The organism is Plantibacter sp. lyk4-40-MEA-4 (assembly GCF_030209415.1).
GTDB classification, from domain to species: Bacteria; Actinomycetota; Actinomycetes; order Actinomycetales; family Microbacteriaceae; genus Plantibacter; species Plantibacter flavus_A.
Genome location: NZ_JARVSA010000005.1, coordinates 203,215 through 226,251 on the forward strand (window position 1 = coordinate 203,215; position 23,037 = coordinate 226,251).

At 68.8% G+C, this 23,037-nt stretch carries 21 protein-coding genes and 3 tRNA genes; 12 read left to right on the top strand and 12 right to left on the bottom strand.

Going from position 1 to position 23,037, the window contains the following annotated elements:
* The first annotated feature begins 1 nt into the window (after position 1).
* Positions 2-541, top strand: coding sequence for a hypothetical protein (locus QRN44_RS10880; protein WP_121290924.1), 540 nt, complete (start codon positions 2-4; stop codon positions 539-541).
* A gap of 151 nt (positions 542-692) precedes the next feature.
* Here the strand turns inward: QRN44_RS10880 and QRN44_RS10885 are convergent.
* A tRNA-Val gene (locus QRN44_RS10885) sits at positions 693-765 on the bottom strand.
* 153 nt (positions 766-918) lie between these two features.
* Between QRN44_RS10885 and QRN44_RS10890 the strand changes: the two genes are divergently transcribed.
* Positions 919-1,728, top strand: a complete 810-nt coding sequence (locus tag QRN44_RS10890; RefSeq protein WP_121290926.1) for a thymidylate synthase — start codon at positions 919-921, stop codon at positions 1,726-1,728.
* Positions 1,725-2,249 (top strand): dihydrofolate reductase, encoded by a 525-nt coding sequence (locus tag QRN44_RS10895; RefSeq protein ID WP_121290928.1) that lies wholly within the window; start codon positions 1,725-1,727, stop codon positions 2,247-2,249. The genes QRN44_RS10890 and QRN44_RS10895 overlap by 4 nt, the downstream gene beginning before the upstream one ends.
* Before the next feature lie 39 nt (positions 2,250-2,288).
* Here QRN44_RS10895 and QRN44_RS10900 read toward each other — a convergent pair whose 3' ends face one another.
* Complete coding sequence (locus tag QRN44_RS10900; protein ID WP_064293656.1) at positions 2,289-2,759, bottom strand: peroxiredoxin; 471 nt, start codon at positions 2,757-2,759, stop codon at positions 2,289-2,291.
* A gap of 241 nt (positions 2,760-3,000) precedes the next feature.
* On the opposite strand from QRN44_RS10900, the gene aceE reads away from it, so the two are divergent.
* From aceE to QRN44_RS10930, 6 genes are all read left to right on the top strand, one after another.
* Positions 3,001-5,727 (top strand): pyruvate dehydrogenase (acetyl-transferring), homodimeric type, encoded by a 2,727-nt coding sequence (aceE, locus tag QRN44_RS10905; protein ID WP_079002358.1) that lies wholly within the window; start codon positions 3,001-3,003, stop codon positions 5,725-5,727.
* 16 nt (positions 5,728-5,743) lie between these two features.
* Positions 5,744-6,988, top strand: a complete 1,245-nt coding sequence (locus tag QRN44_RS10910; RefSeq protein WP_199687092.1) for a PucR family transcriptional regulator — start codon at positions 5,744-5,746, stop codon at positions 6,986-6,988.
* 112 nt (positions 6,989-7,100) lie between these two features.
* The gene (locus tag QRN44_RS10915) at positions 7,101-8,024 is read left to right on the top strand and encodes an ACP S-malonyltransferase (protein WP_285039141.1); all 924 of its coding nucleotides are present in this window, start codon (positions 7,101-7,103) and stop codon (positions 8,022-8,024) included.
* A gap of 20 nt (positions 8,025-8,044) precedes the next feature.
* The gene (locus QRN44_RS10920) at positions 8,045-9,049 is read left to right on the top strand and encodes a beta-ketoacyl-ACP synthase III (RefSeq protein WP_064293652.1); all 1,005 of its coding nucleotides are present in this window, start codon (positions 8,045-8,047) and stop codon (positions 9,047-9,049) included.
* Between the two features lie 59 nt (positions 9,050-9,108).
* Complete coding sequence (locus tag QRN44_RS10925) at positions 9,109-9,357, top strand: acyl carrier protein (protein WP_056006457.1); 249 nt, start codon at positions 9,109-9,111, stop codon at positions 9,355-9,357.
* 139 nt (positions 9,358-9,496) lie between these two features.
* Positions 9,497-10,735, top strand: coding sequence for a beta-ketoacyl-[acyl-carrier-protein] synthase family protein (locus QRN44_RS10930; RefSeq protein ID WP_121290934.1), 1,239 nt, complete (start codon positions 9,497-9,499; stop codon positions 10,733-10,735).
* 199 nt (positions 10,736-10,934) lie between these two features.
* Here the strand turns inward: QRN44_RS10930 and QRN44_RS10935 are convergent, their stop codons facing one another.
* Complete coding sequence (locus QRN44_RS10935) at positions 10,935-11,438, bottom strand: DUF3145 domain-containing protein (RefSeq protein WP_064293650.1); 504 nt, start codon at positions 11,436-11,438, stop codon at positions 10,935-10,937.
* A gap of 216 nt (positions 11,439-11,654) precedes the next feature.
* Here QRN44_RS10935 and QRN44_RS10940 point away from each other — a divergent pair, with 216 nt between their 5' ends.
* Positions 11,655-12,557 carry an ROK family protein gene (locus QRN44_RS10940; RefSeq protein ID WP_285039353.1) on the top strand — a complete coding sequence of 301 codons (903 nt, stop codon included), beginning with the start codon at positions 11,655-11,657 and terminating at the stop codon, positions 12,555-12,557.
* Positions 12,558-12,794: 237 nt separating this feature from the next.
* Here QRN44_RS10940 and QRN44_RS10945 read toward each other — a convergent pair.
* From QRN44_RS10945 to QRN44_RS10955, 3 genes are all read right to left on the bottom strand, one after another.
* A tRNA-Ile gene (locus QRN44_RS10945) sits at positions 12,795-12,869 on the bottom strand.
* 40 nt (positions 12,870-12,909) lie between these two features.
* The gene (locus QRN44_RS10950) at positions 12,910-14,190 is read right to left on the bottom strand and encodes a glycosyltransferase (protein ID WP_502928639.1); all 1,281 of its coding nucleotides are present in this window, start codon (positions 14,188-14,190) and stop codon (positions 12,910-12,912) included.
* Positions 14,191-14,312: 122 nt separating this feature from the next.
* Positions 14,313-15,293: a DMT family transporter gene (locus QRN44_RS10955; RefSeq protein ID WP_285039142.1), complete on the bottom strand. Its 981-nt coding sequence runs from the start codon at positions 15,291-15,293 to the stop codon at positions 14,313-14,315.
* 70 nt (positions 15,294-15,363) lie between these two features.
* On the opposite strand from QRN44_RS10955, the gene def reads away from it, so the two are divergent.
* On the top strand, positions 15,364-15,930 hold the full coding sequence (gene def / locus QRN44_RS10960; RefSeq protein ID WP_071260789.1) for a peptide deformylase: 567 nt from the start codon (positions 15,364-15,366) through the stop codon (positions 15,928-15,930).
* Positions 15,931-16,131: 201 nt separating this feature from the next.
* On the opposite strand, the gene QRN44_RS10965 is transcribed toward def, so the two are convergent.
* From QRN44_RS10965 to dusB, 5 genes are all read right to left on the bottom strand, one after another.
* Positions 16,132-16,204 (bottom strand) — tRNA-Asn (locus QRN44_RS10965).
* A gap of 94 nt (positions 16,205-16,298) precedes the next feature.
* The gene (locus QRN44_RS10970; protein ID WP_121290940.1) at positions 16,299-17,147 is read right to left on the bottom strand and encodes an ATP-binding cassette domain-containing protein; all 849 of its coding nucleotides are present in this window, start codon (positions 17,145-17,147) and stop codon (positions 16,299-16,301) included.
* A gap of 101 nt (positions 17,148-17,248) precedes the next feature.
* Positions 17,249-19,123 (bottom strand): DNA primase, encoded by a 1,875-nt coding sequence (dnaG, locus tag QRN44_RS10975; protein WP_121290942.1) that lies wholly within the window; start codon positions 19,121-19,123, stop codon positions 17,249-17,251.
* Between the two features lie 88 nt (positions 19,124-19,211).
* On the bottom strand, positions 19,212-20,459 hold the full coding sequence (locus QRN44_RS10980) for a deoxyguanosinetriphosphate triphosphohydrolase (RefSeq protein ID WP_121290944.1): 1,248 nt from the start codon (positions 20,457-20,459) through the stop codon (positions 19,212-19,214).
* Positions 20,460-20,484: 25 nt separating this feature from the next.
* Positions 20,485-21,645 (bottom strand): tRNA dihydrouridine synthase DusB, encoded by a 1,161-nt coding sequence (dusB, locus tag QRN44_RS10985; RefSeq protein WP_121290946.1) that lies wholly within the window; start codon positions 21,643-21,645, stop codon positions 20,485-20,487.
* A 51-nt stretch (positions 21,646-21,696) separates the two neighbouring features.
* Between dusB and QRN44_RS10990 the strand changes: the two genes are divergently transcribed.
* Complete coding sequence (locus tag QRN44_RS10990; RefSeq protein WP_121291132.1) at positions 21,697-22,215, top strand: aminoacyl-tRNA deacylase; 519 nt, start codon at positions 21,697-21,699, stop codon at positions 22,213-22,215.
* A gap of 136 nt (positions 22,216-22,351) precedes the next feature.
* Here the strand turns inward: QRN44_RS10990 and QRN44_RS10995 are convergent, their stop codons facing one another.
* The gene (locus QRN44_RS10995; RefSeq protein WP_121290948.1) at positions 22,352-23,032 is read right to left on the bottom strand and encodes a DsbA family oxidoreductase; all 681 of its coding nucleotides are present in this window, start codon (positions 23,030-23,032) and stop codon (positions 22,352-22,354) included.
* Between the last annotated feature and the right edge of the window lie 5 nt (positions 23,033-23,037).

Below are 23,037 nucleotides of genomic sequence, written 5' to 3' on the forward strand. Positions count from 1 at the left end.
GATGAGCGACCTCGTCCACGTCGGGGCACTGTCGTTGGCTGTGCTCGGCGCGGGTTCATTGATCGGCGTTCGGCGCGACGTCAGTGTCATGGACATCGCCGCCGTCATCATCATGACCACCGGGATGCTCGACGCGATGACGATCAGCCTCCTGCCTGCGGTGGTGTGGTTCGCAGTGATGCTCTCGACGGCGATCGCGCTTGCCATCAGCGTCCGCCTCGCGCCCGCCGTGGATGCAGTCCGGCGACGCGGAGACGGGGTCGTGTCGGCGCATGTGGCCTTCGGGCTGCTTTCAACGGCCACGCTCATCCTCGTGATGTCGGCTCCCACGGGAGGCGACCTGACAGCGGCTTCCGAGCTCTCCGCACATCCGCACGGAAGCACCCACGGTGCGCCGCGAATGCTTGCAGCCGGAGTCATGGTGGGGACCGTGGTCTCGTCGGTGATCGCTCTCCGCTCCCGCCCCACGCGCAGTCATCGCCTGCATTCCGCCGCGATGTCGGCGTCGACGGTCGCCATGGCGTTCGCCGTACTGGTCTGACCCCCGGTGATGCGGGCGAGAGCGAGCTCAGGTCTGCTCCGCATGGGGACGCCAGGGGAACGTGTCCCACGCACGGCGTGTCCAGCCAGGAGAGGTGTGCGGCTCGAGAGGAAAGCCTCGAGGTGGCCTTGATCTCGAAGCCGCTGTTCGGTGGGCCCTGCCGGGATCGAACCGACGACATCCACGGTGTAAACGTGGCGCTCTACCAGCTGAGCTAAAGGCCCGCGACCGGATGGAATCATCCGATGCGACTCGTCGAGTCTAGCCGGAGTCTCTGTCGAAGCCGGAACGCTCCACAACCCCGGCCTCATGGCTCCGACACGACACCGGACGATCGGTCGGGCGCGGTGACGGTCGCTGGCCGTACGATCGAGGGGATGGATACGACGATCCCCACCCCGTACGAAGACCTCCTGCGCGACACGCTCGAGCACGGCGCCGCCAAAGGCGACCGCACCGGAACCGGCACGCGCAGTGTGTTCGGCCGCCAGCTCCGCTTCGACCTCTCCCAGGGCTTCCCGCTCATCACCACCAAGCGGGTGCACTGGAAGTCCATCGCCTACGAACTCCTCTGGTTCCTCCGCGGCGACGGCAACGTCCGCTGGCTGCAGGAGCACGGCGTCACCATCTGGGACGAATGGGCCGACGACCAGGGCGAACTCGGCCCCGTCTACGGTGTGCAGTGGCGGTCCTGGCCGACCCCCGACGGCTCGCACATCGACCAGATCTCGCAGGTCATCGACCAGCTGCGCACCGACCCGAACTCGCGCCGGATCATCGTCTCCGCGTGGAACGTCGCCGACATCCCCAACATGGCGCTCGCCCCGTGCCACGCCTTCTTCCAGTTCTACGTCGCCGACGGCAAGCTCTCCTGCCAGCTCTACCAGCGCAGCGCAGACCTTTTCCTCGGCGTCCCCTTCAACATCGCCAGCTACGCGCTCCTCACCCACCTCGTCGCGGAGCAGGTCGGCCTCGAGGTCGGCGACTTCGTGTGGACGGGCGGCGACTGCCACATCTACGACAACCACGTCGAGCAGGTGACGGAGCAGCTCACGCGCGCACCGTTCCCCTACCCACGGCTGCGCATCAACACGCAGCGCGACAGCATCTTCGACGTGGAGTACGACGACCTCGAGATCGTCGACTACCAGCACCACCCCGCCATCCGCGCGGCCGTCGCCGTATGAGCCTGGCGCTCATCTGGGCTCAGGCCCACAACGGCGTCATCGGTGCCGACGGCGACATGCCCTGGCACGTCCCCGAGGACCTCGCGCACTTCAAGGCGCTCACCGGGTCGGACGCGGTGATCATGGGACGACGCACCTGGGACTCACTCCCCCCGCGGTTCCGTCCGCTCCCAGGACGCCCGAACATCGTCGTCACGCGTGATCACTCCTGGTCCGCCGACGGCGCCATCGTCGCGCACTCCCTGGAGGACGCGTTCGAAGCGGCACAGCTCGCCGGTAACGGCCAGGCGTGGGTCACCGGCGGCGCCGGTCTCTTCGCCGAAGCGCTCGCGCTCGCCGACCGGCTCGAGGTGACCGAACTCGACCTCGATGTCGCCGGCGACACCTTCGCGCCCACGATCGGCGAGGAGTGGGTGCCGGTCACGATCGACCCGGCACACGGTTGGTCGGAATCACGCACGGGTGTCCCCTACCGGTTCATCCGGTACGAGCGCGCGCCCGAGATCGCCATCACCGGCTGAAACGCCCGGCGAACCGGATCGATCGGCGCGGGAGACGGCTCAGGCCGGCTGACGCAGCTCTTCGAGCGCGGCGCGGTAGGCCGCGAGCGAGCGAGCCTCGCCCGGCGCCGTGATGAAGCTCTCACGGATGATGCCCTGCTGGTCGATGAGGAAGGTCGCGCGGTTCGCGAACCCCTTCTCCTGCAGGAACACCCCGTACTCCTTGGCGACCTGGCCGTGCGGCCAGAAGTCGGCGAGCAGCTGGAAGCCGTACTGCTCCTGCTCCGCCCACGCCCGCAGCGTGTGCTTGGAGTCGACGGAGATGCCGACGAGCGTGACCTGGTCGTCCGTGAACAGGCTGAGGTTGTCGCGGAGCTCGCACAGCTCCCCTGTGCAGGTCCCCGAGAACGCCAGCGGGAAGAAGACGAGGGCGACAGCCGAACTGCCGCGGAACTGACTCAACCTGACGAGTTCGCCGAACTGGTTCGCCAGTTCGAAGTCGGGTGCCAGGGTGTCGTTCTCGAGTGCCATGAGGGTCCTTTCAGGCGGGTTCGCCTGCTCCGGATCGCCCGAGCGGTGGACGGGTCCGATCCGGTCACACATCCTAACCCCGCACCGCAGCTGCACAAACCCGGAGGGGTGCGCCGCTCGGTCACCGTTCCCTGGGGTGACCGGATAGGGTGAAAGGTGGCGACCGCGTCCATACCCATCAGGACGCATGGAGTTCACCATCACAACCCAGGCACGATCTGCCACGAGAGAAAGGTCGACGGTGACTGTTCACGACCAGGATCCATACTCGTCCAACCACGTAGACGCCGATCCTGAGGAGACGTCCGAGTGGAATGAGTCCCTCGACGCCCTCGTCGACGAACGTGGCCGCGGGCGCGGCCGCGACATCATGCTGAGCCTCCTCAAGCGCTCGAAGGAACTGCACCTCGGTGTGCCGATGGTGCCGACCACCGACTACATCAACACCATCGCCTCGGAGAACGAGCCCGACTTCCCGGGCGACGAGGACATCGAGCGCCGCTACCGTGCCTGGATCCGCTGGAACGCGGCCATGACCGTGCACCGCGCGCAGCGCCCCGGCATCGGTGTCGGCGGACACATCTCCACCTACGCGTCGTCGGCCGCGCTCTACGAGGTCGGCTTCAACCACTTCTTCCGCGGCCAGGACGCCCCGGGCGGTGGCGACCAGATCTACATCCAGGGCCACGCCTCCCCCGGCACCTACGCCCGCGCCTTCCTCGAGGGCCGCCTCAGCACCGACCAGCTCGACGGCTTCCGCCAGGAGAAGTCGCACGCTCCGCACGGGCTCTCCTCATACCCGCACCCGCGCCTCATGCCGGACTTCTGGCAGTTCCCGACGGTCTCCATGGGTCTCGGCCCGATCAACGCGATCTACCAGGCGCACCTCGCCAAGTACGTCACGAACCGTGGCATCAAGGACGCCAGCGACCAGCAGGTCTGGGCGTTCCTCGGCGACGGCGAGATGGACGAGGTCGAGAGCCGCGGTCAGCTCCAGGTCGCCGCGAACGAGGGCCTCGACAACCTCAACTTCGTGATCAACTGCAACCTGCAGCGCCTCGACGGCCCCGTCCGCGGGAACGGCAAGATCATCCAGGAGCTCGAGAGCTTCTTCCGCGGCGCCGGCTGGAACGTCATCAAGGTCATCTGGGGCCGCGAGTGGGACGACCTCCTCAACCGCGACACCGACGGCGCGCTCCTCAACCTCATGAACGTCACGCCCGATGGCGACTTCCAGACGTACAAGACGGAAGACGGCGCCTACGTCCGCGAGAACTTCTTCGGCCGCGACGAGCGTGCCCTGAAGCTCGTCGAGGGCTACACCGACGACGAGGTCTGGAACCTCAAGCGCGGCGGCCACGACTACCGCAAGGTCTACGCGGCGTTCAAGGCGGCCAGCGAGCACAAGGGGCAGCCGACGGTCATCCTCGCGCACACCATCAAGGGCTACGGCCTCGGCCCGAGCTTCGAGGGCCGCAACGCGACCCACCAGATGAAGAAGATGACGCTCGACAACCTGAAGACCTTCAGGGACACGATGCGCATCCCGATCACCGACTCGCAGCTCGAAGAGAACCCCTACCTCCCGCCGTACTACCACCCGGGCGAGGACGACGAGGCGATCCAGTACCTGCACGAGCGTCGCCGCGCGCTCGGCGGCTACGTCCCCGAGCGTCGCAGCAAGTACACGCAGCTGAACCTGCCCGACGACTCCGCCTACGCGGCGGCGAAGAAGGGCTCCGGCACGCAGGAGATCGCCACCACCATGGCGTTCGTCCGACTGCTGAAGGACCTCCTCCGCGCCAAGGACTTCGGCAACCGGATCGTCCCGATCATCCCCGACGAGGCACGCACCTTCGGCATGGACGCGTTCTTCCCGAGCGCGAAGATCTACAACCCGAACGGTCAGCACTACACCTCGGTGGACCGCGAATTGCTCCTCGCCTACAAGGAGAGCCCGCAGGGTCAGATCGTGCACGTCGGTATCAACGAGGCGGGTGCCATCGCGGCCTTCTCGGCGATCGGAACCTCGTACTCGGTGCAGGGCGAGCCGCTCATCCCGGTCTACGTCTTCTACTCGATGTTCGGTTTCCAGCGCACCGCAGACGCCATCTGGGCAGCCGGCGACCAGATGACTCGCGGCTTCATGATCGGCGCGACCGCCGGTCGCACGACGCTCACGGGTGAGGGCCTCCAGCACGCCGACGGCCACTCGCTGCTCCTCTCCTCCTCGAACCCCGCGGTGGTGAGCTACGACCCGGCCTACGGCTACGAGATCGCGCACATCGTGCGGAGCGGTATCGAGCGCATGTACGGCGGCGAGCACCAGGACCCGAACGTCATGTACTACCTCACGGTGTACAACGAGCCGCTCGTCCAGCCGGTCGAGCCCGAGGGAGTCGACGTCGACGGCATCGTGCGCGGCATCCACCGCATCAGCACGAGCGACAAGCAGGGCCCGAAGGCCCAGCTCATGGCCTCCGGCGTCGCGGTCCCGTGGGCGATCGAGGCGCAGCAGCTGCTCGCCGACGACTGGGGCGTCTCCGCAGACGTCTGGAGCGTCACGAGCTGGACCGAGCTCCGTCGCGACGGTCTCGCCGCCGACCAGCACAACTTCCTGCACCCGCAGGAGGAGCGTCGTGTGCCCTACGTCACGGAGAAGCTGAGCGGTGCCGCAGGCCCGTTCGTCGCCGTGACCGACCACATGCACGCCGTGCCGGACCAGATCCGTCAGTTCGTGCCGGGCGACTTCGCGACGCTGGGGGCCGACGACTTCGGCTTCTCCGACACGCGCGCCGCTGCCCGTCGCTTCTTCAAGATCGACGGCCCGTCGCTCGTCGTCCGCACCCTCCAGCAGCTCGCTGCTCGGGGTGAGGTCGATGCGAGCCTCCCGCAGCAGGCGATCGACCGCTACCGCCTCCACGACGTGAACGCCGGCAACACCGGCAACGCGGGTGGCGAGAGCTGATTCCATCGCTACCACGGTGACGAAGACGAAGACGAAGGCCGAGACACTCGACTGGCTCCGCCGGATCTCGGGTGAGCTCGCGACCGCGACGCTCAAACGCCTCGAGGACACCCTTCCCTGGTACGCCGAGATGCCACCAGGCCGCCGCTCAGCGGTCGGCCTGGTGGCTCAGGCGGGCATCAGTTCGTTCATCTCGTGGTTCGACGATCCCCGGTCGACGCCGTGGATCGCCGCCGACGTGTTCGGGGCGGCTCCTCGCGAGCTGCTCCGTTCCGTCAGCCTGCAGCAGACGCTGCAACTCATCAAGGTCACCGTCGAGGTCGTCGAGGAACGCGTCGCGTCCGGAAGCGTCGACCTCCGCGAGGCGATCCTCCTCTACTCGCGCGACATCGCGTTCGCCTCGGCCGATGTGTACGCCCGTGCGGCAGAAGCCCGCGGACTCTGGGACGCCCGCCTCGAGGCCCTCGTCGTCGACTCGATCCTCAGTGGCGAGGCCGACGACGAGTTGCCCAGCCGGATCGCCGCCCTCGGGTGGCACGGTCACGGGGAGGCCTGCGTCCTGGTCGGGACGACTCCACGGGTGCTCGATGTCGACATGCTCCGCCGGACCGCCCGACACCTCGACGCCGACGTCCTCATCGGCGTCCAGGGCAACCGGCTCGTGCTCGTCCTCGGTCGCGCCGAGCTGCCCAGCAACGATCCAGGAGACGGTGAGCCCGTCGACGAGGCGGAACAGGCGGCCGCAGACGCCCGCACGAGCTCACAACTCACCTTCCTCGACATCGCCGCCAAGCTCGAGCACGGATTCGGTCCGGGGCACCTGGTGCTCGGTCATGCCGTGCCCTCCCTCATCGAGGCGTCACGGAGCGCGAAGGCCGCCCTCGCCGGGTTCGCCGTGGCGAAGTCCTGGCGTCACGCTCCTCGACCGGTCGCGGCGGACGACCTCCTTCCGGAGCGCGCCCTCGCGGGCGACAACCTCGCGAAGACCACGCTCATCGAGCGGGTCTACCGCCCGCTCAAGGACTACTCCGGCGAGCTCGTGACGACGCTCTGGTGCTACCTCGACAACGGCCGCTCGCTCGAAGCGACGGCGCGCGAGCTGTTCGTGCACCCCAACACGGTCCGGTACCGCCTCAAGCGGGTCTCCGAGGTCATCGGGTGGGACGCGACGGGTGCCCGCGAGTCGCTCATCCTGCAGGCGGCCCTCATCCTCGGTGCCATCGCTGAGCCTGAGCCGTCCCGACGTCGGCTGACCTCCTGACGCTCGCTGGGCCGTTCGACCGGTCCGTGTTGTGGAGTCCACACAACACATTTTCCAAAGGTTCGTGGTGTTGCTCCACTGCTCGGCGTCCTCCGGTTGGCAGACTAGAGCGGTGATCGTCATCGCCTGCCCTGGACAGGGCTCCCAAACCCCCGGCTTCCTCGACCCCTGGTTGCAGGACGCCTCCGCGAAGGACGCGCTCGCGCGCTTCTCCGACGAAGCCGGACTCGACCTCGTCAAGCACGGCACCGTCTCCGACGCCGACACCATCCGCGACACCGCGGTGGCCCAGCCGCTCATCGTCGCGGCCGGCATCGTCGCCTTGGACGCCCTGCGGAAGGCCCTTCCCACCGACGCCGCGCCGTTCGGCGGCATCGCCGGACACTCCGTCGGCGAGATCACCGCGGCCTACGGCGCCGGCATCCTCTCGGACAGCGACGCGATGAGCTTCGTGAGCGAACGCGCCGTGGCCATGGCCGAAGCCGCAGCCACCACCCCGACGGGCATGAGTGCCGTCCTCGGTGGCGACCAGGACGCCGTCGTCGCGCACGTCCGTTCCTTCGGGCTGGAGCCCGCCAACTACAACGGCGGCGGCCAGATCGTCGTCGCCGGCGCGCACGACGCCCTCGCCCGCCTCGCCGACGAGCCGCTCAAGGGCACTCGGGTGATCCCGCTGCAGGTCGCAGGCGGCTTCCACACGAGCTACATGCAGTCGGCCCGCGACTGGCTGGCCGGCGCGAGCCGCACGGTCGAGCCCCAGGACCCGACGCTGCGCATTTGGACGAACCACGACGGCACCGAGGTCACCTCGGGTACGGCGTTCTTCGACCTCCTCATCGGTCAGGTCGCCTCCCCGGTACGCTGGGACCTGTGCATGGACGCGTTCAGCGCCGCAGGGATCACCGGACTCATCGAGCTCGCCCCCGCCGGGGCGCTCACCGGACTCGCACGTCGCGGCCTGAAGGGCGTGCCGACGGTCGCCATCAAGACCCCCGACGACCTGCCGGCAGCCCTCGACCTCATCGCCCAGCAGTAGCGCAGACGGAGAACCAGTCAATGACCACCCCCACCCTCAAGCAGTCGCGCGGTCCCGAGTTCACCCGCATCCTCGGCCTCGGCGCAGCTCGCGGAGACCTCAGCGTCCCGAACGACGACCTCGTCGGTCCGATCAACTCGTCCGACGAGTGGATCCAGCAGCGCACCGGCATCGTCACCCGCACGAGGGCGTCCGCGGACGTCAGCGCCGTCGACCTCGCTGCCGAAGCCGGTGCGGAGGCCATCGCGGCCGCAGGCATCTCGGCCGAGCAGGTCGACCTGGTCCTCATCGCGACGATCAGCAACGTCCAGCAGTCCCCGTCGATGGCGGCCGTCGTGGCCGACCGCGTCGGAGCGAACCCTGCTGCCGCCTACGACCTCAACGCCGCGTGTGCCGGATACGCCTACGCGATCGCCCAGGCCGACGCGCTCATCCGATCGGGCGCGGCCCACTACGCGCTCGTCATCGGCGCCGAGAAGCTGTCCGACATCGTCGATCCGACCGACCGGTCGATCTCGTTCCTCCTCGGTGACGGAGCAGGCGCGGCCGTCGTCGGGCCGAGCGATTTCCCCGGAATCTCCCCCACGGTGTGGGGATCCGACGGCTCGAAGGCCGACGCCGTCGGCATGAGCGGCACGCTCACCGAGTTCCGCGACGGCACCGCCGCCTGGCCGACCCTGCGTCAGGAGGGCCAGACGGTCTTCCGATGGGCGGTCTGGGAGATGGCCAAGGTCGCCAAGCAGGCCCTGGAGGAAGCGGGCGTCGAGGCCTCCGACCTCGCGGCCTTCATCCCCCACCAGGCCAACATGCGCATCGTCGACGAGTTCGCCAAGCAGCTCAAGCTGCCGGAGACCGTCGTCATCGCGCGCGACATCGAGACCACCGGCAACACCTCGGCGGCGTCCATCCCGCTCGCCACCCACCGGCTCCTCCAGGGGCACCCCGAGCTCAGCGGCGGTCTCGCCCTGCAGATCGGGTTCGGTGCCGGACTGGTCTTCGGCGCTCAGGTCGTCGTCCTGCCGTAGCAGGACGCCCGACGCGACTACACTCGACTACGGTCAAACCTCACCCAAGGAGTAGAACAATGGCACTGTCCACCGAAGAAGTCCTCGCCGGCCTGGCCGAGCTGATCAACGACGAGACCGGCATCGCGACCGACACCGTCGAGCTGGACAAGTCGTTCACCGACGACCTCGACATCGACTCGATCTCCATGATGACCATCGTCGTCAACGCGGAGGAGAAGTTCGACGTGAAGATCCCGGACGAAGAGGTCAAGAACCTGAAGACCGTCGGCGACGCCGTCGACTTCATCGTCAAGGCTCAGGGCTAGTCCCAGCGCAGTGCTGAAGGGTCGGCCGGCAGTTGGCCGACCGGCCCTTCGGCGTTCGAGGCGGCTCGTCCGTCCGGACACGCGCTCGACCGCCGCAGGGCTCGGATCCCCTCGTCGTCTCCACAGAAGGTTTGACTGAATGACCACCAAACGCATCGTCATCACCGGCATCGGTGCCACCACTCCCCTCGGCGGCAACGCCACCGACTCCTGGGACAATCTCCTCGCCGGCAAGAGCGGTGCGAGCCGTCTTGAGCAGCCGTGGGCTGAGGAGCTCGAGCTGCCCGTACGCTTCGCCGCGCAGGCAGCTGTCCCCACCGCGGACATCCTCGATCGCCGTGAGGTCAAGCGCCTCGACCCGTCGAGCCAGTTCGCTCTGATCGCCGCGCGCGAAGCCTGGCAGGACGCCGGCGCTCCGGAGGTCGACCCGGAGCGACTCCTCGTCGACTGGGCCACCGGCATCGGCGGCGTGTGGACGCTCCTCGACGCCTGGGACACCCTGCGCGAGAAGGGCCCCCGCCGCGTCCTCCCCATGACCGTCCCGATGCTCATGCCGAACGGCCCGGCAGCGGCGATCGGCATGGACCTCGGCGCCCGAGGCGGGGAGCGCACCGTCGTCTCCGCCTGCGCTTCCAGCACCGAGTCGCTCGCCAACGCCTACGATCACCTCCAGGCCGGCCTCGCCGACATCGTCGTGGCCGGTGGCTCCGAAGCCGCCATCCACCCGCTCCCGCTCGCGTCCTTCGCTGCGATGCAGGCGTTGTCCAAGCGCAACGACGAACCCGCCATCGCCTCGCGTCCCTACGACGTCGACCGCGACGGCTTCGTCCTCGGTGAGGGTGCTGCGGCGCTCATCGTCGAGACCGAGGAGCACGCCAAGGCCCGTGGCGCCCGAATCTACGCCGAGCTCCTCGGTGGTGCGGTGACGAGCGACGCCTACCACATCACCGCTCCCGACCCCGAGGGTTCGGCTGCGGCCCGCGCCATGCGTGCGGCCGTCGAGAACGGCGGCGCGTCGCTCGACGACGTCGTGCACGTCAACGCACACGCCACGAGCACGCCTGTCGGCGACATCGCGGAGTACAACGCGCTGCGTCGGGTCTTCGGTGCCCACCTCGACGACATCGCCGTGACGGCGACCAAGGCCTCGACCGGCCACCTCCTCGGCGGCGCGGGTGCCATCGAAGCGGCCTACACGGCGCTCGCCCTGCACCACCGGGTCATCCCACCGACCATCAACCTCGACAACCAGGACCCGGAGATCCCGCTCGACGTCGTCACGACGCCGCGTGAGCTCGGGTCCGGCGACCTGCTCGCCATCAGCAACTCGTTCGGGTTCGGCGGCCACAACGCGGTCGTCGCGTTCCGGAGCTACTGAGCCGTCCGCGACGGAGACGACGACGGGTCGTGGTGCATGCACCACGACCCGTCGTCGTCTACTGACCAGGGTACCGCCGTTTCGTCACCTCGTGTCTGCCGGGAGTGTCACCGACCTCGCACGGTCCACGCCACGTGGGCACCCTGTCGTCTGTGAAGTTGTCTCGCATGCGCGGTGCCGCCGCGCCGGCGGGGCCGGATCAGCCCACGTTGTGCAGCCAGATGACGGAGGACCCGTCGCCGGCGTGACGGAACGGCTCGAGTTCGTCGTCCCATGGCTGTCCCAGCGCGACGCGGAGTTCGCGCTGGAGTTCGGCGGCGTTCCCGGCGCCGACCTCCATGGCGTACCTGATGCGATCCTCCGGGACGACGACGTTGCCGATGCTGTCGGTCTGTGCGTAGAAGATCCCGAGGTCGGGCGTGTGCATCCAACGGGCACCGTCGACGCCCTGGGCCGGGTCTTCACTCACCTCGTAGCGGAGGTGCTCCCACCCGCGCAAGGCTGAGGCGAGTGCGGCTCCGGTACCGTGCGGGCCTTCCCAGAAGACCTCGGCACGCTGCGCACCACGGAGGATCGGCTGGTCTTCCCAGTCGAAACTGATGGCACGGCCAAGAGCGCGACCTGCCGCCCATTCGAGGTGCGGGCAGAGCGCGCGAGGCGAGGAGTGCACGAACAGCACACCCTTCGTCATCGGTGTCGACATGATTCCTCCACTGCGTCCGGGTGCGTCTTCCCCAACGACCCATGCAGTGTGATCCATGTCGGTGTCCGGCTGACCGGACCTCCGTGTATGCAGTTGTTCGACTCGCGCCGATACGAGCATTATGCCCCATGACCTGGAGGAATGACAACCGTGTCGTTCCCAGTACGCTGGATCGGGAGCCGGTCCGGACCGAGGGCCATCCAGGATGGAGCGGTGATGCACGAGGCCCTGGCGATCGACATCGGCGGCACGAAGGTCGAAGCGGCCGTCGTCGACGCCGAGGGACGAATCATGCCCGGCACCCGGTTCCGCGGTCCGACGGGCGCCGCGGCCACCCGCGAGGAGCTCGTGGCGTCGATCCTCCAGACCGCCGAACGGAGCGTCGAGGCCCATGGCGGGCCGGTGTCCGGAGTCGGGATCGGTTCGGCCGGCCCCATCGGCAGGACCGACGGCACCGTCTCGCCGATCAACCTCCCCCGACTCGCCGACTTCCCCGTCGTGGCGGAGGTCCGGCGCTTCACGTCCGGTCCGGTGGAACTCCGACTCGACGGCACCTGCATCGCCCTGGCCGAGCACTGGCAGGGCGCACTCCGCGGAACCGAGAACTGTATGGGCATCGTCGTCTCCACCGGGATCGGTGGCGGGATCATCCTCGGATCCCGACTCGTCCCCGGCACCTCGGGCAACGCCGGCCACCTCGGACAGATGCAGCTCCGCCGACGCGAACCGGATGCCGTCGGCACGCCCTGGACGTTGGAGGGCATCGCGTCAGGGATCGCGACGGTCGCCTGGGCGCGCGCCCAGGGATGGACCGGCGCGACGGGCGAACAGCTCGGGGCCGACTACGCAGCGGGAACGGAGATCGCGATCCGCGCCGTCCGACGTTCCGCCGAGGCCGTCGGCGAAGCCCTTTGCAGCATCACCACCCTGCTCGACCTGGAACGCGTCGCGATCGGCGGCGGCTTCTCGCGGGTCTCGCCCGACTACCTCGACCTCGTCCAAGAGGCTGCGACCGCGGCTGCGCTGCACGCCTACGCCCGTGAGCTGCGCGTGGTCCCGGCCGGGCTCGACGCCGACGGGCCGCTCATCGGCGCCGCCGCCCTCGTCCTTGCGGACTGAACGCGCACGTCCCGATCCGGAACGCCACCGGTCCCCGAGCCGCCCCATCCCGGTCCCTGAGTAACCCCGCACCGGTCCCTGAGTAACCCCGGACCGGTCCCTGAGTAACCCCGGACCGGTCCCTGAGTAACCCCGCACCGGTCCCTGAGCAACCCCGCACCGGTCCCTGAGCAACCCCGCACCGGTCCCTGAGCTTGTCGAAGGGCCCCTTCGACAAGCTCATGGACCGGATATCGGTAGGGCGGGTGGGACTTGAACCCACGCATCGTTCGGTTATGAGCCGAATGCCTTAACCAGCTTGGCTACCGCCCCGCGCGGAACCCAGTGTACCGAGTGGCCTGCCGGGCGGGAGTCAGTCCGCGGATTCCTGGCGGTCTGCGGTCGCCGTGTGACGCTCGGTCGTCGGGTCGACGACCTGCTCGCCGCGGTAGAGCGCTTCGAAGGTGTCGAGCGTGCGCTCGATGTCGTGTGCGGAGACGAGCTCCAACGATGCGTCCTGCATCCGGCGGTACTCCTCGGGCGAGGCGCTGAGTACCGTGGCGAGCCGCTCGGCCAGAGCGTCGACGTTGCCCGGCTCGAACAGGTACCCGTTGACCTGATCGTGCACGAGGTGGGGCAGCGCCATGGCGTCGGCCGCGACCACCGGGAGACCGGAGGCCATGGCCTCCATCGTCGCGATGCTCTGCAGCTCGGCGATGGACGGCATCGCGAAGACGGTGGCGTTCGTGTAGGCCTGCTTCACCTCATCGTCGGACACCTTGCCGAGGAATCGGACGCGGTCACCGATGCCGAGCTGCTGGGTCAGCTGCTCGAGGTTCTTCGCCTGGTCGCCGCCACCGATGACGTCGACGTGGGCATCGAGTTCCTTCGGGAGTTTCGTGAGCGCACGCAGGAGCACGTCGATCTGCTTCTCGCTCGTGATGCGACCCACGAAGAGGATGGTGTTCCGTTTCCGCGGTTCGAACGACGGCGTGTACTGTCCGGCCTCGATCCCGCAGGAGATCGCGTGCACACCGTTCAGGCCCGTGAACTGCTCCAGGAAGTCGGCGGCCTTGCGCGTCGGGGTCGTCACGGCGAAGGCACGATCGAAGACCCGACGGGCGGCAGCCCACTGCGTCCGGACGAGCCACTCCTGGGTGCGCTTGGGGATGACGGTGAAGTCGAGGATGTTGTCGGGCATGATGTGGTTCGTCGCCACCATGCGAATGCCGCGTTGCTCGGCCTCGATCGAGAGACCACGGCCCACCACGATGTGCGACTGCAGGTGCACGACGTCGGGCTTCACGCGGTCGAGGATCTTCCGGGCGTTCCGTCGCATCGACCACGGCATCGCGAAGCGCAGCCAGTCGTGCGGGTACCACCGGAGACTGAAGAGGCGGTGCGCCGTCATCGTCTGACCCTCGTGGGTCTCCTTCCACGTGCCGAACTTGCGCGAGCCCGCGGGCGCGACGATGTGGACGTCGTGGCCTCGGCGGACGAGTCCAGCCGCAAGGCGCTCGGCGAAGCGTGCGGCGCCGTTCACGTCGGGCGAGAAGGTGTCGGCGCCGATGACCACCCGCAGCGGCTTGTGGGTGTCGGCGCTCGGCGTCGTGCTGGACGCCTTCGCGAGGTGCTGGTCGTCGGGAGAAGTCAAGGTATCGGTGATTCCTCTGTGCTTGGCCAGTGATGTGAGGGGTGCGGGCGGTCGCTCACGACCCTGATGCGGCGCGGAACGCCATGCTCAAGCATACCTGCAGCCCGTTCGGGCTCCAGGGCTCAGGCGGGCGCGTCGCCGGTCGCGAGGGCCTTCGCGGCTGCTGCGGCCGCCGGCGTCTGGCTCACCTGTGGGTGATGGCGAGCGAGCTGGAAGACCCCCCACACGGCGATCGCGCCGGCCACGACGAAGCCGAAGCCCGCCCAGAACGGTGCGTTGCTCGCCTCCCCCAGCACGATGATGCCGATGCCGACCGCGATCATCGGATCGATGACGGTGAGGCCCGCGATGACCAGGTCGGGGGGCCCCGAGGAGTAGGCGGTCTGCACGAAGTAGCCGCCGAGCGCACTCGCGGCGACGAGGCCGAGCCCGCAGAGGACCGTGAGCCAGTCGAAGTCGCCCTGCTGCAGCCGTCCGATGATGACCTTGGCGAGCGTCGCGACGAAGCCGTAGAGCACGCCGGTCCCGACGATGTAGAAGATGGCCGTGAAGCGGGAGCGGAACACCATGAAGCCGAGCCCGAACACGACGAGCACGACACCGAGCATCACGAGGATCGTGACGAGCTCGACCTCGGTGATCCGATGCTCGCCCGTGAAGACCGCCGCGATCGTCACGAACAGGCCGACGCCGCCGACGCAGGCGACGATCGCGACGACCGATCGACGGTTCAACCGGACGCCGCTGATCCTGCTGTTCACCACCGCCGTGATGACGAGCGCGACCGCACCCAACGGCCGGACGAGGGTGATCGGTGCGAGGGACAGGCTGCCGAGCTGGAGCACGATCGCGAGCCCGAGCATCACCGTTCCGGTCACCCAGGACGGCCGACTGAGCAGCGCAAGGAGCTGAGCGACGTTGAGCCCCGATGTCGCGTCGGTGCCGCTCGACGACTCGACCTTGGCCACGCCCCGGTGCTGCAGCTGCGCGCCGAGCGAGAGGAAGACAGCGCCGAGGAGCGCGAACGGGATACCGAGGAGCTGCGAGGGGTTGCGGGTGAAGTCGTCCGCGAGGTCGGCGATGTCGATGGCGGAGGGGATCACCCGTCGAGGGTACCCCGCGGTGCCGCCGATCCCGGCGCGGCAGGCCGAGCCCAGCGGATAGGCTCGAGCAATGGCAATTCTCGAGATCTGTGTGACCGGTGACCCGGTGCTCCACTCCGTCGCCCGGCCGGTCACCACGGTGGACGACGATCTTCGTCGGCTCGTAGCCGACATGTACGAGACCATGGACCTCGCTCCCGGCGTCGGACTCGCGGCCCCGCAGGTCGGCGTCCCGCTCCGCCTCTTCGTCTACAGCTACGAGGACGACGACGGTCAGCCATGGCGGGGCGTCGCGATCAACCCGGTGCTGTGGATCAGTCCCCCGCCGGTGGGCGAGCTCGACGAGGAGGCCGAGTCGGAGGGCTGCCTCTCCGTCCCCGGCGAGCGGCACCCGCTCCGTCGCGCGGAAGCAGCCATGCTCATCGGGACCGACCTCGAGGGCGACCCGGTCGAGCTGCGGGTCGTCGGCTGGCGCGCACGCATCCTGCAGCACGAGTTCGACCACCTCAACGGCGTGCTCTACGTGGACCGCCTCGAGCTGCCGCACTCGCGCCGAGCGGCGAAGGCGATCCGCAAGGCGGGCTGGGGCGTGCCCGGGATCTCCTGGCTGCCGGGTCGCGACGACCTCGAGGGCTGAACCGCCTCGACGGGGACACGACGCCGGCACGATCGATACGGCGTCACCTCGACAGGCGCAGAGTGTCCGGACATGCAACGAGGCCCGAAGAGTGGAGTCTTCGGGCCTCATGGTCCAGTCTACGGCGTCCCCGCCGGTTTCGTGAAACCGGCCTCGAACGACGAATCCCCCGGTCCGTATGGACCGAGGGATTCTGTACAGCTCCTCGAGTTGGACTCGAACCAACAACCTATCGATTAACAGTCGATTGCTCTGCCAATTGAGCTATCGAGGAATACGAGCTTCGACCGGCCGGACGGATCCGGCCTCTGCGTTGCAGCGCGTATCTACTGTAGCAAAGGATTCGCAGACGCCAAATCGACACGCGATCAATCGATGCCCACGGCCTCGGGCGTCTCGTACTGGGTCTCGGTGCCGCCCGACTGGGCGAGCGCCGCGAGGAACTCGTGCGGCGGATCGGCGAGGATCGCGTCGATCGGGCCGTAGCCCACGACCCGCGACTGGTGGAGCGCCAGCACGTCGTCGGTCACCTCGCGGAGCATGGCGAGGTCGTGTGTCACGACGATGACCGTACCGCCGTCGCGTCGGAACCCGTCGAGCAACTCGGTCACCGTGTGCCGGACCGTGATGTCGATGCCGGCCGTCGGTTCGTCGGCGATGAACACCTTCGGGCCGAGGACGAGGGCGCGCGCGATGGCGATCCGCTGCCGCTGACCACCACTCAGCTCGTACGGGTACTTGTCGAGGCTGGAGAGCGGCATCTGCACGGCGTCCAGCAAAGTGGCGACCCGGACGCCGAGCGCCTGCTCGCTGAACTTCTTGTCGCGCGCGAGGACCGGTTCCGAGATGAGCTCCGTGACGGTGAGCTCGGGCTTCAGGTGCGCACCGGCCTCCTGCTCGAGCAGCGACACCTCGAACGTGAGCTTCGTGAGTTCTCTGCGGCCCACCTTGCGCATGGAGCGACCGAGCGTGCTCACGTCGCCGCCGGACACGAACGGACGGGAGTCCGCTCCGGTCAGGTGGCGTCCGGACAGCACCCGCAGGAGCGTGCTCTTCCCCGATCCCGAGCTGCCGATGACCCCGAGCGAGCCGCCGACGGGCAGCTCGAAGCTGATGCCGTCCAGGGCTCGGTTGCTCGGACTCACGCCGTGCGCGGCGTAGTCGACGCTCAGATCACTCGCCCGGACCGCGGGTCCGTCCTGCTCTGGGTGCTTCATGAGACCTCTCCTTCCGGTGCACGGGAGCCACCGGATCGCCATCGAGTGTATCCGGCGATCCCGGCGGGGCCACGTGCCACGCTCGGTGGAGGCAGACCGCGTCAGGCCTCGGCGCGGAGCGCTCGCCGTTCCGCCTCGACGTCTGCAAGCTGCCGGGTGATCTCCCGATGGGACTCGTCGCGGGGGTCGGTGCGACGCAACGACCCGAGCAAGGCCGCCTTACGACCGAGGAGGTCGCGGTCGATCAGCGCCCGCGCGATGTCCCGGACATAGCTCGGCAGCTTCTCCTCGTTCGTCTCGGGTAATGGGGACACTCCGAGCTCGCGTACCAGTCCGTCGAAGCCGGGTGGGACCTGTGCGATGACGGTCTCGAGCCAGGCGTTGGTCCCGAGGTGGTCGAGGCTCACACTCATGGCGTCGCGCACCACGGCGAGGGAACTGTTGGCGACCGAGCTCTGGACCGCGCGCTCCAGCACGGGACGTTCGAGGTGTTGGGGCAGCTGCAGGATCGCACGGAGCGCATCTTGCTCGAGCCGCGTCGACGGGTCCTTGGGCAGGTCGTTGAGCGAGGCCTGTCGCTCGCGCGGCGGCTCGGCAGCTGGTGCGCCAGGGCCTTGCTGGCGGGCGTCTCGTGCGGAGTTCTGCGAGCCTCCTGCGGCGGCACCGCCGGCGGCCCGCACGGCGCGGGCCACCTCGTCGAGTTCCATGCCGAGCTGCTTCGCGAGCACCCGGGTGTACCCGGGACGGAGCGAGGGGTCGCGGATCTCGGCGACGACCGGCGCGGCCGCACGGAGTGCGCCGACGCGACCCTCGACCGTCTCGAGGTCGAAGCCCGCCAGCGTCCGCCGGATGATGAACTCGAACATCGGCTCTCGGCCGTCGACGAGTTTCCGGATGGCGCCGTCGCCGCGGTTGAGCCGGAGGTCGCAGGGGTCGAGGCCGTCGGAGGACACCGCGACGTACGTCTGGGCGGAGAAGCGCTTCTCCTCACCGAACGCACGCGTCGCGGCCTTCTGCCCCGCCTCGTCAGGGTCGAAGGTGAAGATGACCTCACCGGTGGCGGAGTCGTCGCCCATGACGCGGCGGATCATCTTGATGTGGTCGACCCCGAACGAGGTCCCGCAGGTCGCCACCGCGGTGGTCTCCCCCGCCAGGTGGCAGGCCATGACGTCGGTGTACCCCTCGACGACGACGACCCGCTTGCCGCGCGAGATGTCGCGTTTGGCGAGGTCGAGGCCGTAGAGGACCTGGGCCTTGTGGTAGATCGCCGTCTCCGGGGTGTTGAGGTATTTCGGACCCTTGTCGTCGTCGCGGAGGCGCCGGGCGCCGAAGCCGAGCACCTGCCCGGTCGTGTCGCGGATGGGCCAGATGAGGCGTCCGCGGAACCGGTCGTAGACCCCGCGGTCGCCGCTCGACACGAGTCCGGCCGCGAGCATCTCCTCGTCGGAGAATCCGCGGGACCGCAGCGCCTTCGTGAGGTGGTCCCAGCCGACAGGCGCGAACCCGATCCCGAAGTGGTCGGCGGCGGCGGCGTCGAAGCCGCGTTCGCCGAGGAACCGCCGCCCGAGGTCGGCGTCGCCGTCGTGGAGCTGCTGCTGGAAGTACTCGGCGGCAGCCTGGTTGGCGGCGAAGAGGCGAGCCCGGTTGCCGTGATCGACCTTGCCGCCGCCCTCCTCGTAGCTGAGCGGGTACCCGATGCGCTGCGCGAGACGTTCCACCGACTCCGCGAACGTCACATGGTCCATCTTCTGCAGGAAGCTGTAGACGTCGCCGCTCTCGCCACAGCCGAAGCAGTGGTACAGCCCGACCGTGGGGCGCACATGGAAGCTCGGACTGCGTTCGTCGTGGAAGGGGCACAAGCCCTTCAGCGAGCCGACGCCGGCGGACTTCAGCGAGACGTAGTCGCCGACGACGTCGCCGATGTTGGTGCGTGCCTTGACCTCTTCAACATCGCTCTGTCGAATCCGTCCGGCCATGCTTCGATCCTAGTCTCGTGCGTCCATCGTCCATCCCTGAGGGGCTCCGCGCAGCGGAGTCGGAGACCCGCTCCCGTGTGGAGGAGCGTCAGGCGCCGACGTGCCGTTCGTGCCAGGAGAGGGCGCTCTGATCGGTCAGGCTCGCGATCTGGTCCACGACGACGCGACGGCGTTCCGCGTCGGACCCGGCTGCCCGCCAGTCCGCCGCGAAGCCGACGTCGAGTGCCGACTCACCGAGCGCGAACACCGCGTCCGACAGTTCGATGAGGATCTCGCGCTGCCGGACGTACAGCGGCTGGCGGGAGTCGCTGTACATCACGAACGCGGCGACGATCCCCTTGAGGAGGGCGATCTCGGCCTGGATGCCATGGGGCACCACGACGTCGGCACCGAACCGCACGAGGCTGGCCTGCGGGAAGGCCTCCCGCGTCGCGGCGGTCGCCGCACCGGCGAACCGACCGATCATCTGGCTCGTGAAGTTCTTGAGCCGACCGAGGTCGCGCCGGGAGCCGTCCCAGGCGGTGATCCAGGTGTGCGAGGACTGCAGCCGGTCGAAGGCGGCGGCGAGGTCGTCGTGGGTGAAGTCGTCGCCGGCCCAGGACAGTGCGGTGTCGATGAGGCGATCGTGTCCTGCGCGCGCGTTCAGGAACGCCGGGTCGATGTACTCCCCGACGACGGCGTCCTCGAAGTCGTGCACGGAGTAGGCGATGTCGTCCGCGAGGTCCATGACCTGCGCCTCGACGCAGCGGACGCGCTCGGGAGCGCCGGCTCGCAACCAGCGGAAGGCCGCGGAGTCCTCGTCGAAGAACCCGAACTTGGCGCGACCACCGGGATCCGGCACCGACTGGGCGGCCGGCCACGGGTACTTGCAGCTGGCGTCGAGGCTCGCGCGCGTGAGGTTCAGACCGTACGGCTCGCCGTCGGAGCCGAAGACCTTGGATTCGAGGCGCGTGAGGATCCGCAGGGTCTGGGCGTTGCCCTCGAACCCGCCGATCGCGGCGGACCAGTCGTTGAGCGCTCGTTCGCCGTTGTGACCGAACGGCGGGTGACCGAGGTCGTGTGCGAGGCACGCCGTGTCGACGACGTCCGGAGCGAGGTCGAGGCTGGCGGCCAGCTCTCGACCGACCTGAGCGACCTCGAGCGAGTGCGTCAGCCGGTTCCGGGCGAAGTCGACACCGCTCGTCGGGCTGAGCACCTGGGTCTTTGCGGCGAGTCGCCGCAGGGCACTGGAGTGCAAGAGCCGTGCACGATCGCGCGCGAAGTCGGAGCGTCGCGTCGAGTGGTGCTCGGGCATCCAGCGTTCTTCGTCGTGCAGGGTGTAGCCGTCCCGGTCCATGGAGACGCTCCCCCGCTCGATGATGCTATCCGCCACTGTGGTCCAGTTCCGCTCCCGCGATCTCGGTCTGCTCGTCGGCGCCCAGCGACTGCGAGTCGAGCCAGCCGTACGGCAGCGCAGGTCGTTTCGGCGTGCCCGCGCGTCCGCGCTGACCTTCCGCTGCGGCACCCGGGTAGGGGGCCGTCCAGTCGAGGGTCGCGAGGAGGTCGTCGAGCTGGTCGAGCGACTCCACGGTCGCGAGGCTCGCGCGGAGGTCTCCGCCGACGGGGTAGCCCTTGAAGTACCAGGCGACGTGCTTCCGGATGTCGCGGCAGCCGCGCTCCTCGCTCTCGAAGAACTCGGCCAGGAGCTCGGCGTGACGCCGGAACGCTGCCGCGACGTCGCCGAGGGACGGCTCCGCCTTGCCGCCCTCGCCCGCGAACGCCGAGCTGAGGTCGCCGAAGAGCCAGGGGCGACCGAGGCAACCGCGGCCCACGACGACGCCGTCGCAACCCGTCTCGTCGACCATCCTGAGGGCGTCCTCGCCCGACCAGATGTCGCCGTTCCCGAGGACCGGCACCGAGGTGACCGTCTCCTTGAGCTTGGTGATCGCCGACCAGTCCGCGTGGCCGGAGTAGAACTCGGCGGCGGTCCGGGCGTGCAGCGCGATCGACGCCACACCGGCGCCCTCGGCGATCCGACCGGCCTCGAGGTAGGTGAGGTGGTCGGAGTCGATGCCCTTGCGCATCTTGATCGTGAGCGGGACGTCGCCGGCTGCACGGACCGCACCCTCGACGATGTCGCGGAAGAGCCCGGTCTTCCAGGGCAGCGCCGCTCCCCCGCCCTTGCGGGTGACCTTGGGCACCGGGCAGCCGAAGTTGAGGTCGATGTGATCGGCGCGATCCTCGGCGACGAGCATGGTGACGGCCTCTGAGACCGTCTTCGGGTCGACGCCGTAGAGCTGGATGGAGCGGAGCGTCTCGCTCTCGTGGTGCTGGATGAGCCGCATGGTCTCCGGCGTGCGTTCGACGAGCGCGCGGGAGGTGATCATCTCGCTGACGTACAGTCCGGCACCGTATTCGCGACACAGTCGACGGAACGCCGTGTTGGTGATCCCGGCCATGGGGGCGAGCACGACCGGCGAGTCGAGCTTGATGGGCCCGATCGCGAGGCTCGGGCGCTGCGAGAGCGTGGTAGGAAGAGACATCACCCTCGATTCTCCCAGATGATCGGCGCTCCCGCGCCCAGTGAGGACCACATGTCAGACGCCGTCCCGCCCGCCGACCTCCAGCCGTCCGGCCGCGAGCGCGTCCGAGCAGCGGCCGCCGCACTCGGTCTCGACGTGGAGCTGGTCGAGCGACCGCCCGCGCGCAGTCTCCACGAGGCGGCGGAGCTGCTCGGCATCGAGCCCGCGGACATCGTCAAGACGATCGTCGTGAAGCGTCGCAGCGGCGACTACCTCTTCGCCCTCGTGCCGGGCGGCCGCAAGATCTCCTGGCCGCCGTTCCGCACGCTGCTCGGTGTGAACAAGCTCGCGATGCCGGACGCGGCGACCGCGTTCCAGGCGACCGGCTACGAGCGGGGCACCATCACCGTCCTGGGTGCGAGCGCTCCACTCCCCGTCTACGCGGACGAGCGCATCCTCGAGCGCGGTGGGCGCATCTCGATCGGCGCCGGCGAGCACGGGTGGAGCGCCTTCGTCGACGCGGCGGAGTACCTCACCGCCATCGGCGCCGTCACCGCGGACCTCACCGAGCCGGAGGACCCTCAGTCCTGAGCCGGCTCCGGCGGGAGCACGAGGCAACTGTCGCCCTCGCAGACCACGGCGTCGCCCCCGAGGAGTCGGAGCGCCGGCCGGACCGTCGCGGGCTGCTGATCATCGACGCTGCGCTCAGGCGACGTCGTCTCCGCGCTCACGCCTGCACCGGCTCGGTGCTCGCGCGTTCCGTCCAGACCTGCTCGAGGACCTGCGTGAACGCGGCCGCCTCCTGCGCCCCGGACACCCCGTAGGCACCGTCGATGACGAAGAACGGGACGCCCTGGATGCCGTACCCCTGTGCCGCCGCCTGGTCCTCGCGGACCGCCTGCGTGTACTGGCCGGATTCCAGCGCCGAGACCACGGCGGACCGGTCGAGCCCCACCTCGACGGCGAGGTCGGCGAGGTCCTCGATGCGACCGACATGACGGCCTTCGGTGAAGTAGGCACGCAGGAGGCGCTCGGTCATCTCGAGCTGCTTCCCCTCCGCCTTGGCGAGGTGCAGGAGCTCGTGCGCCTTCACCGTGTTCGTGTGCTGGAGGATGCCGAAGTCGTACTCGAGACCGGCGTCCGAGGCGATCCCCGTCACCCGATCGAGCATCTGCTGCACCTGGTCGGCCGGCATGCCCTTGTGCTTCACGAGGAAGTCGATCTCGGTGCCGTCGAAGTCGACCGGGGTGTCGGGTGCCAGCTCGAAGGAGTGGTACTCGACCTCGACCTCGCGTCCGTCGCCGAGCTGTGCGAACTCCGCCGCACCCCGCTCGAACTTGCGCTTGCCGATGTAGCACCACGGGCAGGCGATGTCGGACCAGATGTCGATCTTGATGGGTTCACTCATGTCAG